Annotated in this window: 13 protein-coding genes and 1 riboswitch; all 13 genes read right to left on the bottom strand. The window is 46.0% G+C overall.

The window, feature by feature from the left end; translation table 11 throughout:
• Positions 1–7: 7 nt before the first annotated feature.
• The 13 genes from purH to BBA02S_RS15425 all read right to left on the bottom strand — a co-directional run bounded on the left by purH (position 8) and on the right by BBA02S_RS15425 (position 12534).
• A complete protein-coding gene (gene purH, locus BBA02S_RS15485) occupies positions 8–1543 on the bottom strand; it encodes a bifunctional phosphoribosylaminoimidazolecarboxamide formyltransferase/IMP cyclohydrolase (RefSeq protein WP_041114184.1) in 1536 nt (511 codons plus the stop codon).
• Positions 1540–2145: a phosphoribosylglycinamide formyltransferase gene (gene purN, locus BBA02S_RS15480; RefSeq protein WP_041114183.1), complete on the bottom strand. Its 606-nt coding sequence runs from the start codon at positions 2143–2145 to the stop codon at positions 1540–1542. Before purN ends, purH begins: the two co-directional genes overlap by 4 nt.
• Positions 2142–3170, bottom strand: coding sequence for a phosphoribosylformylglycinamidine cyclo-ligase (gene purM / locus BBA02S_RS15475; protein ID WP_041101106.1), 1029 nt, complete (start codon positions 3168–3170; stop codon positions 2142–2144). The genes purN and purM overlap by 4 nt, the downstream gene beginning before the upstream one ends.
• A 54-nt stretch (positions 3171–3224) precedes the next feature.
• Complete coding sequence (gene purF, locus BBA02S_RS15470) at positions 3225–4646, bottom strand: amidophosphoribosyltransferase (RefSeq protein ID WP_041101104.1); 1422 nt, start codon at positions 4644–4646, stop codon at positions 3225–3227.
• Entirely contained in the window at positions 4622–6856 is a 2235-nt protein-coding gene (gene purL / locus BBA02S_RS15465; protein WP_041114182.1) for a phosphoribosylformylglycinamidine synthase subunit PurL, read from the bottom strand. Before purL ends, purF begins: the two co-directional genes overlap by 25 nt.
• The gene (gene purQ, locus BBA02S_RS15460) at positions 6840–7523 is read right to left on the bottom strand and encodes a phosphoribosylformylglycinamidine synthase subunit PurQ (protein WP_041101100.1); all 684 of its coding nucleotides are present in this window, start codon (positions 7521–7523) and stop codon (positions 6840–6842) included. Before purQ ends, purL begins: the two co-directional genes overlap by 17 nt.
• Positions 7520–7774: a phosphoribosylformylglycinamidine synthase subunit PurS gene (gene purS / locus BBA02S_RS15455; RefSeq protein WP_041101098.1), complete on the bottom strand. Its 255-nt coding sequence runs from the start codon at positions 7772–7774 to the stop codon at positions 7520–7522. Before purS ends, purQ begins: the two co-directional genes overlap by 4 nt.
• Positions 7767–8486, bottom strand: coding sequence for a phosphoribosylaminoimidazolesuccinocarboxamide synthase (gene purC / locus BBA02S_RS15450; protein WP_041101096.1), 720 nt, complete (start codon positions 8484–8486; stop codon positions 7767–7769). The genes purS and purC overlap by 8 nt, the downstream gene beginning before the upstream one ends.
• A gap of 87 nt (positions 8487–8573) precedes the next feature.
• Positions 8574–9872 carry an adenylosuccinate lyase gene (gene purB / locus BBA02S_RS15445; protein ID WP_041101094.1) on the bottom strand — a complete coding sequence of 433 codons (1299 nt, stop codon included), beginning with the start codon at positions 9870–9872 and terminating at the stop codon, positions 8574–8576.
• Positions 9869–11014, bottom strand: coding sequence for a 5-(carboxyamino)imidazole ribonucleotide synthase (purK, locus tag BBA02S_RS15440; RefSeq protein ID WP_174521408.1), 1146 nt, complete (start codon positions 11012–11014; stop codon positions 9869–9871). The genes purB and purK overlap by 4 nt, the downstream gene beginning before the upstream one ends.
• A 4-nt stretch (positions 11015–11018) precedes the next feature.
• Entirely contained in the window at positions 11019–11507 is a 489-nt protein-coding gene (gene purE / locus BBA02S_RS15435) for a 5-(carboxyamino)imidazole ribonucleotide mutase (protein ID WP_041101092.1), read from the bottom strand.
• A 115-nt stretch (positions 11508–11622) separates the two neighbouring features.
• A riboswitch (purine riboswitch) is annotated at positions 11623–11724 on the bottom strand.
• A 76-nt stretch (positions 11725–11800) separates the two neighbouring features.
• The gene (locus BBA02S_RS15430) at positions 11801–11995 is read right to left on the bottom strand and encodes an NETI motif-containing protein (protein WP_041101090.1); all 195 of its coding nucleotides are present in this window, start codon (positions 11993–11995) and stop codon (positions 11801–11803) included.
• The gene (locus BBA02S_RS15425; protein WP_041101088.1) at positions 11992–12534 is read right to left on the bottom strand and encodes a DUF2179 domain-containing protein; all 543 of its coding nucleotides are present in this window, start codon (positions 12532–12534) and stop codon (positions 11992–11994) included. The genes BBA02S_RS15430 and BBA02S_RS15425 overlap by 4 nt, the downstream gene beginning before the upstream one ends.
• Between the last annotated feature and the right edge of the window lie 169 nt (positions 12535–12703).

The following is a 12703-nucleotide window of genomic DNA, read 5'->3' as shown; positions in this document are numbered from 1 at the left end:
TGCTCGATTAATGTTTAAAATGTCTAATGCCGGTCATAACCATCGCAATGCCGTATTCATCTGCTTTTTTAATTGAATCTTCATCTTTAATAGACCCGCCTGGCTGAATAATCGCTGTAATGCCCGCTTTAGCCGCTGTTTCCACTGTATCGCTCATCGGGAAGAAAGCATCCGAAGCAAGAGCCGCACCCTTTGCCTTGTCTCCTGCTTGTTCAAGAGCGATTTTGGCAGCGCCAACACGGTTCATTTGTCCCGCTCCAACACCAAGCGTCATTTTATCGTCTGTCACAACGATGGCATTCGACTTAACATGCTTGACAACTTTCCAGCCCAGCTTAAGAGCTGCCCATTCCTCTTCTGTCGGTTCTCGTTTTGTTACAACACGAAGATCAGCCTCATTTAGCGAATGAAGATCCAAATCTTGAACGAGCAGGCCGCCCTCTACAGAGGTTAATACTTTCTCATTATCATTGCCTTTATCGAATGGCAAGGTTAACAGCCGAAGGTTTTTCTTTGCCGTTAAAACAGCAAGTGCTTCGTCTGTAAATTCCGGTGCAATAATAATCTCCAAGAAGATCTCATGCAGTTTTTCAGCCAATGCCTCGTCTACAGGGCGATTTAAAGCAACGATTCCTCCAAAGATAGAAGTCGGATCTGCCTCATACGCTCGCTCATACGCTTCTTGAATAGTTTTTCCTGCTCCAACACCGCATGGGTTCATATGCTTCACCGCTACCGCTGCTGGTTCAGCGAACTCCTTCACAATTTGCAAAGCGGCATCTGCATCACGAATATTATTGTAGGAAAGTTCCTTCCCATGCAGCTGTTTAGCGCGGGCCACCGAAAAGGCAGAACCAAGCGGCTGCTCATAAAAAGCAGCTTGTTGATGAGGGTTTTCTCCGTAACGAAGCGGCTGCTTTAATTCATATGTAAATGTCATTTTTTCTGGCTGCTGTTCGCCTGTCAACCCTGTCATATAGCCGGCAATCATGGCGTCATAGGCGGCCGTATGGCGAAATACCTTCGCTGCCAGTTTTCTTCTCGTCTCTTTTGTTGTGTCCCCCGTGGATTTCAGTTCAGCCAGCACGGTCTCATAGTCTGCTGAATCTACAATAACGGTCACATACTCATGGTTCTTAGCGGAAGCGCGCAGCATAGCCGGACCGCCGATATCAATATTTTCAATCGCATCGTCTACAGTTACATCCGGTTTGGCAATCGTTTGCTGGAATGGATATAAGTTAACGCAAACTAAATGGATTGGAGCAATCTTTTGTTCCTCAAGCTGTCTTGCATGATCCGCTTCGCCTCTTTTTGCTAAAAGGCCGCCATGGATAAATGGGTTTAACGTTTTCACACGGCCTTCAAGAATTTCCGGAAACCCGGTCACGTCGCTCACGCTCATCACCGGCAATCCTGCCTCTTCGATCATCTTTTTTGTACCGCCTGTAGAAATAATCTCAAAATCCAAAGCGATTAGCTCTTTCGCTAAATCTACAATGCCTGTTTTGTCTGATACACTCAGTAAAGCGCGTTTTTTCATTCTGTTATTCCCTCCATAGCTGCTCCAGTTAGAAGTTTTTTAATTACCCGCGGATACAGCTGGTGTTCTACTTCCTGAATTTTTTTCTGCAATGATTCCCGTGTTTCGTCTTCTGCCATCCGAACACTTTCTTGATCAATAATCGGACCTGTATCCATTCCTTCGTCTACAAAGTGAACCGTTACTCCGGCAATCTTTACCCGGGCGTTAAATGCCTGGCCAATGGCGTCTTTCCCTGGAAAAGCAGGCAGCAGGGAAGGATGGATATTGACGATTTTTCCGCGGTACGCATCTAAAAGCGTTTCTCCAATCAACCGCATATATCCTGCTAGAAAAACAAAGTCAACCCCCGCTTCCCGAAGCCTGCCTACTATCTCTTGTTCAAATTCTGCCTTAGAGCTATAGTCCTTTGCCCGAAATGAAAACACTGGAATATTCAATTGTTCCGCACGTTTGATGACATAAGCATCTGGCTGATCACAAACTAACAAAGCAATATGAGCTGGAATTTCCCCTTGTTGAACGGCTTCTGCAATCGCTTGAAAATTGCTCCCGCTTCCGGATGCAAATAAAGCGATGCTGCCTTTTTCCCCTTTTTTCATGACTCGAATTGAACCCCTTCGCCTGAGATGACCCGGCCGATTGTATAAGCTTTCTCCCCTGCTTTAGCAATCAGCTGCTTCGCCTGTTCCTCTTCTTCCGCGGACACGATCATCACTAATCCGATGCCCATATTGAAAATATTGTACATTTCTTTCGTATCAAGCTCGCCGTATACCTTCAATGCTTCAAAGATCTCCGGAACTTCCCAGGTGCCTTCTGTAATAACGGCTCCTAAGCCTTCAGGCAGCGCACGCGGAACGTTTTCGACAAATCCGCCGCCCGTTATGTGAGCCATGCCTTTCACTTCCATTTGCTTTAATACTTCAAGCACTGGCTTCACATAAATTTTTGTCGGTGTCAACAGCACGTCTCCAAGAGGCGCTGACAGTTCTTCAAGCTCCGCATCCGGTTTAAGGCCGTGCTGTTCGAAAAAGATTTTGCGCACAAGAGAAAACCCGTTGCTGTGTACACCGCTTGAAGGCAATCCAATAAGCACATCGCCTGCTTCAATGGTCTCTCCTGTAATTATCTTGCTTTTTTCAGCAACCCCTGTGGTAAAACCAGCGATATCATACTCACCATCGTTGTACATACCGGGCATTTCGGCCGTTTCTCCGCCGACTAAAGCACAGCCTGCCTGTTCGCAGCCATCGGCCACTCCCTTGACGATTTGCTCGATCTTTTCCGGCAAAGCCTGGCCGCAGGCAATGTAATCAAGGAAGTAAAGCGGTTCTGCTCCTTGGACAATTACATCGTTCACGCACATTGCCACGCAATCAATGCCGATCGTATCATGCCGGTCCATCATAAAAGCGAGCTTTAATTTCGTGCCAACCCCATCTGTGCCGGATACTAATACCGGTTCTTTTACACCCGCAGCAGACAAGTCGAACATACCGCCAAAACTGCCCAATGTCCCCATCACACCGGCGCGATTCGTCCGCTTTACATGCTTCTTCATCCGTTCCACCGCTTCATAGCCCGCTTCAATGTTTACTCCTGCCGCTTCATACGACTTTGCCATTTCGTAGGTCCCCCTTATCTCCTCTTAACTGCATGAACAGCCAGTTTTCCTTCATTAACACATCAGTTCTTTATCATGCGGATGCATAGTATCCGGCAAAATCTCTGTCGGATACTCGCCTGTAAAGCAGGCAAGACATTGGCCGCAATGGCTATTTTGCTTTTCATGGCCAATCGCTTCAATCAAGCCTTCCACACTTAAAAAGGTTAAAGAATCTGCACCAATTGCTTGTCTCAATTCTTCTACCGAGTGGCTTGCCGAAATCAATTCTTCTCTTGTCGAAGTGTCAATGCCATAGTAACAAGGATTTTTAATCGGAGGTGAGGTAATGCACACATGCACTTCCAATGCCCCGGCATCCTTCAGCATTTTGACAATCCGTCGGCTTGTCGTGCCACGAACGATAGAATCATCCACCATCACGACACGCTTTCCTTCCACCACACCGCGAACCGGCGAAAGCTTCATTTTCACTCCCTGTTCGCGCAAGGATTGGGAAGGCTGGATAAATGTCCGGCCAACGTACCGATTTTTAATTAACCCCATTTCATACGGAATGCCCGTTGCTTCCGCAAAGCCAATGGCAGCTGAAATGCTGGAATCCGGCACGCCAGTAACCACGTCGGCTTCAATGTTCATTTCTTTCGCCAGCTGAATGCCTGAGCGTTTCCGCGCGCTGTGCACATTAATTCCGTGAATGTCACTGTCAGGGCGGGAAAAATAAACGTACTCCATCGTACAGATGGACTGGTTTGTTGCCATGGAGAAGCGTTCAGAGCGCACACCGTCTTTATTAATAATCAGAAGCTCACCCGGCTCCACATCGCGGATAAATTTTGCGCCGACGATATCAAACGCGCATGTTTCAGAAGCAACACAAAAGGCCTCCCCAAGCTGGCCAATCGATAATGGACGCAAACCATTTGGATCAAGCGCCACCATTAATTCATGTTCTGTCATGATTAGAAACGCATAAGCGCCCTTCAGCATGGATAAAGCATGCTTTACCTGATCTTTCATCGTGCCGAAGCCTCCGCGGCGAATTAAATGCGCCAGCACTTCGGTATCCGAGGTCGTTTGAAAAATGCTCCCTTGCCCCTCCAGCTGGTGTTTTAGCGAGGTAGCATTAATTAAATTTCCGTTATGCGCCAGTGCAAGGCTCCCGGATTGTGAGTGAAACAGCAGCGGCTGAACATTTTCATATCCGCCGCCCCCTGCTGTTGTGTACCTTACATGGCCAATGGCACCGAAGCCAGGCAATTCTTGGACCTTCTTCTGAGTAAAGACCTCTGTTACAAGCCCTTCACCCTTGACGCCGTGCAGGTGTTTGCCGTCTGTCGCCACGATTCCGGCTCCTTCTTGGCCGCGATGCTGCAGGCTCTGCAGGCCGTAATACGTAATCTGTGCCGCATCCTCGTGTCCCCATATGCCAAATACGCCGCATTCTTCATTTAAGCCTCTGACTTCAGCAAGCATGGGATCGCTCCTTTCCAAGCTCCTTCAAGTTCATTTACTGCTGCTTCGATGACCGTTTCCTCTTGCTGTTTAATTACTAAAGCCGCTTCTGCTGTTACTTCTCCAATGAGCTTGGCATCAGCTGCAATGGATTCAAACACTTCTTGCTTTTCCTTGCTGACCGTCACGATAAAGCGGGATTGTGTTTCGCTGAATAAAGCAGCTGCCGCCTCAATGTGACCGTCAAGCCTAACGTTCGCTCCAAGCTCCGTTCCGAAAGCTTTCTCAGCAAGCGCTACAGCGAAGCCGCCTTCTGCTATGTCATGTGCAGACTGCACTGCGCCTGCTTGGATCGCTTTTAATAAGCTGGCCTGTCTTTTTTCCTCTACAGCTAAATCGATTGCGGGAGCTTTGCCGTAAATTTCCCCGCCATTTTGCAGCTTTTGCAGTTCGCTGCCGCCAAATTCAACTGCTGTTTCGCCGATCATATAGATTAAATCGCCAGCTTGTTTGAACGTCTGAGTAGTAATATGGGAAAGATCCTTGATTAAGCCGACCATGCCGACAACTGGCGTAGGATAAACAGCTGTACCATTTGTTTCGTTATACAAAGAGACATTCCCGCCGATGACCGGCGTGCTCAATACCCGGCAAGCTTCACTCATTCCATCTGTTGCTTTTTCAAGCTGCCAGAAAATCTCCGGCTTCTCTGGATTTCCGAAGTTTAAACAGTCGGTAATGGCTAACGGCTCACCGCCTGAACACACAATGTTGCGGGCTGCTTCCGCGACAGCAATTTTTCCGCCCGCTTCAGGGTCAAGATATAAATAACGGGAGTTGCAGTCTGTCGTCATCGCCAAAGCTTTGTTTGTGCCGCGCACACGGACAACAGCAGCATCAGAGCCCGGTGCGACAACTGTATTTGTCCGCACTTGATAGTCATATTGTCCGTAGACCCATTCTTTGCTGGCAATCGTCGGTTGAGATAACAGCTGCATAAGCGTTTCTTTCAAATCCTCCACTTGAGGAGTTTCCTGCTCCATCGCCTGGTAATCGCGATAGTAAGCCGGTTCCTCGGATGGCTTATAATATACTGGAGCATCTTCAGCCAAGGCATCCGCAGGCACTTCTGCAACAATTTCGCCTTTGTGAAGCAGACGAAGCATGCCATCATCAGTGACACGGCCCACAGTCGCTGCTTCTAAACCGTATTTGGCAAAAAGCTCCTCAATTTCTTGTTCACGCCCTCTTTTAACAACGATGAGCATCCGTTCCTGTGATTCCGATAACATCATTTCATACGGTGTCATTCCCGTTTCGCGCTGAGGAACAACATCCAGGTTCATTTCGATCCCGGAACCAGCTTTGCTTGCCATTTCTGCCGAAGAGCTGGTTAATCCAGCCGCTCCCATATCTTGAATACCGACGAGCGCATCACTCTTCACCAGCTCAAGGCAAGCCTCCAAGAGCAGCTTTTCCATAAATGGATCGCCTACTTGAACAGCCGGGCGCTTTTCTTCAGATTGTTCGCTCAATTCTTCAGAAGCAAATGTAGCTCCGTGGATGCCGTCGCGGCCTGTTTTGGCTCCTACATACATGACCGTATTGCCGACGCCTTTTGCCTGGCCTTTTTGAATATCTTTATGATCAATTAATCCAACACACATCGCATTAACGAGCGGATTGCCTTCGTAGGTGCGGTCGAATTGCACTTCTCCGCCGACTGTCGGAATGCCGATACAGTTGCCATAACCGGCGATGCCTGCTACGACTTCCTCGAATAAATATTTTACGCGGCTGGAATCCAGCTCTCCGAAACGCAATGAATTTAACATTGCTACCGGACGGGCTCCCATGGAGAACACATCACGGATAATCCCGCCGACACCTGTGGCAGCGCCTTGATAGGGCTCAATGGCTGAAGGGTGGTTGTGGCTTTCAATTTTAAATACAACAGCCTGTTCATCACCGATATCAACGATTCCGGCTCCTTCCCCCGGACCTTGAAGAACGCGCTCGCCTGTTGTCGGGAATTTACGGAGCACCGGTTTAGAGTTTTTATAGCTGCAGTGCTCGGACCACATAACAGAGAAAAGACCCGTTTCCGTATAGTTTGGTGTACGCCCAAGAATCTCCTCCGCTTTGGCAAATTCCTCATCCGTCATGCCCATTTCACGGTAAATTTTCTGTTCTTTAATTTGTGATGCACTCGGTTCAAGCATTAACGACATGAGATTCCCTCCATTGTTTTACAATTGATTGAAATAATTTTAATCCGTCCGCACTTCCAAGCAGCTCATCAACCGCCCGCTCAGGATGAGGCATCATGCCAAGAACATTGCCTTGTTCGTTCACGATTCCGGCGATGGACTCGAGACTGCCGTTAAAATTGTCTGTATACGTAAATACAATTTGCTGATTTGCTTGTAATTGCTGTAATGTCGCTTCATCACAGTAGTAGTTTCCCTCTCCATGAGCGACAGGAATTGTTACCTTTTCTCCTTTGCTGTATAAGGAAGAAAACATCGTTTCGTTATTTTCGACTTTGAGCTGGGCCGGCTTGCAAACAAACTTCAAGTCTTTATTGCGGAGCATGGCACCTGGCAGCAAGCCTGACTCAAGCAAAATTTGAAATCCATTGCACACACCTAGAACGGGCTTTCCTGCTTGAGCTGCTTTTTTCACTTCGCTCATCACCTTAGATAAATGAGCAATCGCTCCGGAGCGAAGATAATCTCCATAGGAGAAGCCGCCTGGCAGCAAAATGCCGTCAAATTCGCTTAAGTCATCCGCATCATGCCAAACATATTCTACTTCCTCGCCTAATTCATCTTGTACGGCATGGAACATATCAACGTCACAATTAGAGCCCGGGAATACGATCACTGCGAATTTCACTGCTGAACACTCTCCTCAATTTCATATCTGTAATCTTCGACAACGGGGTTAGACAGCAGTTTTTCACACATTTCCTGCACCGTCTTCTCTACTTCCTGATTGCTTCCGTCAATAGTCAGCTCCATATATTTGCCGATGCGCACATCCTGCACACCTTCATAGCCAAGATTAGTTAATGACTGCTGAACTGCTTTCCCCTGCGGATCTAATACACTCTCTCTTAGAGTAACGAATACCTTTACTTTATACATGCTGGTTTCCTCCTAATCTATTAAACACTTCTTTATATGCTTCTACTAAGTTTCCTAAATCGCGGCGGAACACATCCTTATCCAGCTTGCGATTTGTATTCTTTTCCCACAGGCGGCACGTATCTGGTGAAATTTCATCAGCCAGCAGGATGGCGCCATCCTGGTCTTTGCCGAATTCGACTTTAAAGTCGATCAAATCGATTTCCATCTCTGCAAATAATGAAAGGAGTGCTTCATTAATCGCCAAAGCTTGTTTTTTTATCTCAGCTACTTCTTCTTTGGCAGCAATATTTAATAACTGAATGTGGTCTTCAGTAAGAAGAGGATCACCAAGTTGATCATCTTTAAAGTAGAATTCAACGATTGGCTGATCAAATACTTGTCCTTCCTGCAGTCCAAGACGTTTAGCCAGGCTTCCGGCCGCCACATTTCTCGTTACGACTTCAAGCGGAATAATCGTTACATGCTTAACCAGCTGCTCATGTTCTGAAAGCTGTTCAATAAAGTGTGAGGGGATATTGAGCTCTTTAAGCTTTAAAAAGATACGGCTGCTAATTTCATTATTCAGCCTTCCCTTGCCTGCCAGCTCTGCTTTTTTTTCTCCGTTAAAAGCTGTTGCTGAATCTTTGTAGGAGATCAAAACTACATTCTCCTGATCCGTTGCATAAATCCTTTTCGCTTTTCCTTCATAAAGCATTGGGCCCTTTTCCAACGCAACTTCCCCCTTGTAAAAATAATAAAAATCTTCAGTCACTAGTAGTTAGAAGCAGTTCCCGCCTGAACGGGAACTGCTATTTAATTATTGATCTAATCCAAGACGGGTGAAGATCGTATCTACATGCTGCAAATGATAGTTGTAGTCAAAGCAGTCAGCGATTTCTGCAGCGGTTAACTTTGATGTGATTTTCTCATCTGCTTCAATCAATGTCCGAAATGGAACTTGATTTTCCCACGCCTCCATCGCTTTCGGCTGAACCGTATCATAGGCAGCTTCGCGCGCCATGCCTTTATCGATTAAAGCAAGCAGAACGCGTTGTGAATAAATCAGACCTAATGTCCGATCCATATTGCGCTTCATGTTTTCAGGGAAAACGGTTAGGTTTTTCACGATGTTTCCAAAACGGTTCAGCATGTAATTCAAGGCAATCGTTGCATCCGGCAAAATAATCCGCTCTGCCGAAGAATGTGAAATATCACGCTCATGCCATAAAGGAACATTTTCATACGCTGTCAACATATGGCCGCGAATGACACGGGCAAGCCCCGTCATGTTTTCGGATCCGATCGGATTGCGCTTATGCGGCATAGCGGACGAACCCTTTTGTCCTTTGGCAAAGAACTCTTCCACTTCGCGTGTTTCACTTTTTTGCAAGCCGCGGATTTCCACCGCAAACTTCTCGATTGATGTCGCAATTAAAGCAAGTGTGCTCATGTAATGGGCATGACGGTCACGCTGCAGCGTTTGTGTGGAGATAGGCGCCGGCTTTGTACCAAGCCGCTTGCAAACGTACGCTTCAACAAACGGGTCAATATTGGCATATGTGCCGACAGCTCCCGAGATCTTGCCGTACTCTACTCCTTCTGCTGCTTGGTTAAAACGCTCAAGATTTCTTTTCATTTCTTCATACCAAAGAGCAAGCTTTAAGCCGAATGTAGTCGGTTCTGCGTGAACACCGTGCGTCCGTCCCATCATTACAGTGTATTTATGCTCTTTTGCTTTTTCCTTAAGAATATCAACGAAGTTTTCAAGATCTTTTCTTAAGATGCTATTGGCTTGTTTTAATAAATAAGACAAGGCTGTATCTACTACATCTGTAGAAGTTAAGCCGTAATGGACCCACTTTCGCTCTTCTCCAAGTGTTTCAGACACCGCGCGTGTAAAGGCCACCACATCATGGCGTGTCTCTTCTTCAATCTCTTTAATGCGGTTCACATCAAAGCCCGCATGCTCACGAATTTTTTGGACGTCTTCCTTTGGGATTTCACCAAGTTCCGCCCATGCTTCACAAGCAAGAATCTCAACCTCCAGCCAAGCTTGATAACGGTTTTCCTCTGTCCAGATAGCTCCCATTTCAGGACGCGTATAACGTTCAATCATTTCTTTTGTCCTCCGATCAGCTTTCCATTATTGCTCCAGATCCCGCTAGCCTCTACTTCTTCAAGTGCAGCCTCTATGTCGTTTGTTAAAATTGTGATGTGGCCCATTTTCCGCTTGATCTTTGCCTCCGCCTTTCCGTATAGGTGAACAGACCACTCCGGATGCTTCGCGATTCCATCCAGCACTCCCGGCACATGCTCACCAAGAATGTTGACCATCAAAGCAGGCTTCAATAATTCAGGCGTTTTCAGCGGCCAATTGCAAATCGCGCGAATATGCTGGCCGAATTGGGACATGTCACACGCCTCAATTGTATAATGCCCCGAATTATGAGGTCTTGGTGCTAACTCGTTAATGTAAATTTCCCCATTTTTTCCGACGAACATTTCTACAGCCAGCGTGCCCACGAGCGAGAGCGCTTCAGCAATTTTCTCAGCAGCTTGGACCGCCTTGTCTTTGACGCTATCCGTCACCCTTGCCGGTACGATCGTTTCATGGAGAATGTTTTCTTTATGTACATTTTCTCCGACCGGAAAATAAGTGGTTTCCCCTTCGATATTTCGTGTGATAATCACTGAAATTTCACATTCAAACGGAATCCATTTTTCCAGTACACATACACCATGCTTTAAAAGCTGAGCCGCTTCTTCAATCTGGACCGCTTCTTTAATGACAAATTGCCCCTTGCCGTCATAGCCGCCGCGCGCTGTTTTCAAGACAGCAGGATATCCGAGCTTATCTATCTTATCATAAATTTCTTCTGCTTCTGTGATCACCGCATATGGGGCTACCGGCACGCCGGCCTTGGTAATGGCTTCTTTTTCAGCCACGCGGTTTTGCGTCACTTTGATCAATTCTGCTCCTTGTGGAACAAATGCTTTTTCTTGCAGTTTTTTTAAGCCGTCATAATCTATATTTTCAAATTCGTAGGTGATAACATCACTGATAGCCGCCAATTGATCCAAAGCTGCTGGATCGTCATAAGCCGCATGAATCTCCACGTCCGCTACTTGTCCGCACGGAGAATGTTCTCCCGGCTCCAGAACAGCTATTTTGAAACCCGCTTCTTTGGCTGCTAGAGCCATCATCCGGCCAAGCTGTCCGCCGCCGATAATTCCTATCGTTTGTCCGGGCATAATCATTTCTCTAGACAAGTTGATCACTACTTTCCAATACAGTTTCTTCAATCTTTTGGCGGCGCTCCTCCAACCTTGCAGCCACTTCCTTATCCGTCACAGATAAAATTTGAGCAGCCAATAGTCCGGCGTTAATTGCGCCGGCCTTCCCGATGGCTACAGTCGCTACCGGCACGCCCCCTGGCATTTGCACGATAGACAATAAGGAATCTAAGCCATTTAATGCTCTTGATTGAACAGGTACGCCGATCACCGGCAAAGTTGTTTTGGCTGCCACCATTCCTGGCAGATGGGCCGCTCCACCTGCACCAGCAATAATAACTTTTAAACCTTTCTCTCTTGCCTCTTCAGCGTATCGAAACATAAGATCAGGCGTCCGGTGTGCAGAAACCACTTTTTTCTCAAATGAAACACCGAGCTCTTCTAACATATCGCAGGCATGCTTCATCGTTTCCCAATCAGAGGTGCTTCCCATAATTACGCCAACTTCTACTGACATGATTGGCCTCCTTAAAGTAAGTAATCACAATATAAAAAGCCCGGATGGCTGTTTTTCTCCAAAGAGAAAGCAGCTCACCCGGGCAACAAGCTCATTAAAATCATACTAAATCCCAGATAAGAAATACTTTCCCCATAGTCCAATCATTTACGGTGATCGGGTAGAAACTTGCAGGCCTTATTCCCGCTATTATATGAGGCGCTATATTTGTCATCTACATCTTAACAAGCTTAAAAGGTTATTGTCAACAAAAAATCGAACGATTATATTTATCTGTTTTTTAATGTTCGTGTTTAAGGCTTTATTTTTCCTTCAAAAATAATTTCTCTTCCAACAGGAGTGTATTTCTTTTCTCCATTGACCACTTCTTCTTTAAAGATGGGCTGCTCCATCCTGCGCACAGGGATATACCCCTCTGCCGACATGCGTTGCAGGCACGCATCAATCGTTTCGTTTTCCTGTAAATAAAATTTTTTCTTTTTGCTCATTCTGCCAGCTTCCCTTTTTTTACACTTTTTACCCAGAATCCGCCATGAATCGTTTTAGGTTCATAAGCAATAATAAACGCTTTCGGATCTAGTTCCTTAATTTGACTGTATAATTTTAATTCATATTTTCGCGGTGTCAGAATCTGCAAAGCCATCCGATCCCCCTCAAGCCCGTTAGCTGCCCAGCTTGTAACACCGTAGCCTTGAGCACGAAGCTGTTTAGGTAAATCCTTGTCGTATTCCTTCGTAATGACGTTCACTGTAATGTAGCCAAGTGCCAGCTTCTCTTCGAGCTTCATTCCGGCAATTACTCCTAAGCCGTAACCAACAGCGTAAGCAATAACGTTTTGAATTTCATTTAAATTATCGAGTACCATACCCAGCCCGATAATATAGATGATAATTTCAACCATGCTGACAAAAGCAGCAACATAACGATACCCCTTTAACGTTAAGATCATCCGAATTGTAAAAAATGATACGTAACAAACATTAATAATTAAAATAATTAAGGCCATAACCAATCCATTCTCCAGCATGGGGCATCCTCCTTTAATTAGTAATCTCCGAAACAATGACGTAAGTTTATCACAAATTAAATAGAGAAAAAAGAAGGAATAAGTTACAAGGAACTTACTTCGTCAGATCAATGCTTATGAAAATCCGCATAAAAAAACAGAGAGCATTAAAATGCTCTCTGTTTAGGGT

Source organism: Bacillus badius NBRC 15713, assembly GCF_001591605.1.
GTDB classification, from domain to species: Bacteria; Bacillota; Bacilli; order Bacillales; family Domibacillaceae; genus Pseudobacillus; species Pseudobacillus badius.
The sequence above is the reverse complement of the archived record's forward strand: the minus strand, read 5'-3'. Positions and strand labels throughout refer to the sequence as shown.

Coding starts and splice junctions, on each gene's coding strand:
- purF (WP_041101104.1), bottom strand. CDS start 4,646: ATGCTTGCTGAAGTCAGAGGCTTAAATGAAGAATGCGGCGTATTTGGC.
- BBA02S_RS15430 (WP_041101090.1), bottom strand. CDS start 11,995: ATGAGCAAAAAGAAAAAATTTTATTTACAGGAAAACGAAACGATTGAT.
- purN (WP_041114183.1), bottom strand. CDS start 2,145: ATGAAAAAAGGGGAAAAAGGCAGCATCGCTTTATTTGCATCCGGAAGC.
- purL (WP_041114182.1), bottom strand. CDS start 6,856: ATGTCGTTAATGCTTGAACCGAGTGCATCACAAATTAAAGAACAGAAA.
- BBA02S_RS15425 (WP_041101088.1), bottom strand. CDS start 12,534: ATGCTGGAGAATGGATTGGTTATGGCCTTAATTATTTTAATTATTAAT.
- purE (WP_041101092.1), bottom strand. CDS start 11,507: ATGTCAGTAGAAGTTGGCGTAATTATGGGAAGCACCTCTGATTGGGAA.
- purB (WP_041101094.1), bottom strand. CDS start 9,872: ATGATTGAACGTTATACGCGTCCTGAAATGGGAGCTATCTGGACAGAG.
- purH (WP_041114184.1), bottom strand. CDS start 1,543: ATGAAAAAACGCGCTTTACTGAGTGTATCAGACAAAACAGGCATTGTA.
- purS (WP_041101098.1), bottom strand. CDS start 7,774: ATGTATAAAGTAAAGGTATTCGTTACTCTAAGAGAGAGTGTATTAGAT.
- purM (WP_041101106.1), bottom strand. CDS start 3,170: ATGGCAAAGTCGTATGAAGCGGCAGGAGTAAACATTGAAGCGGGCTAT.
- purK (WP_174521408.1), bottom strand. CDS start 11,014: ATGATTATGCCCGGACAAACGATAGGAATTATCGGCGGCGGACAGCTT.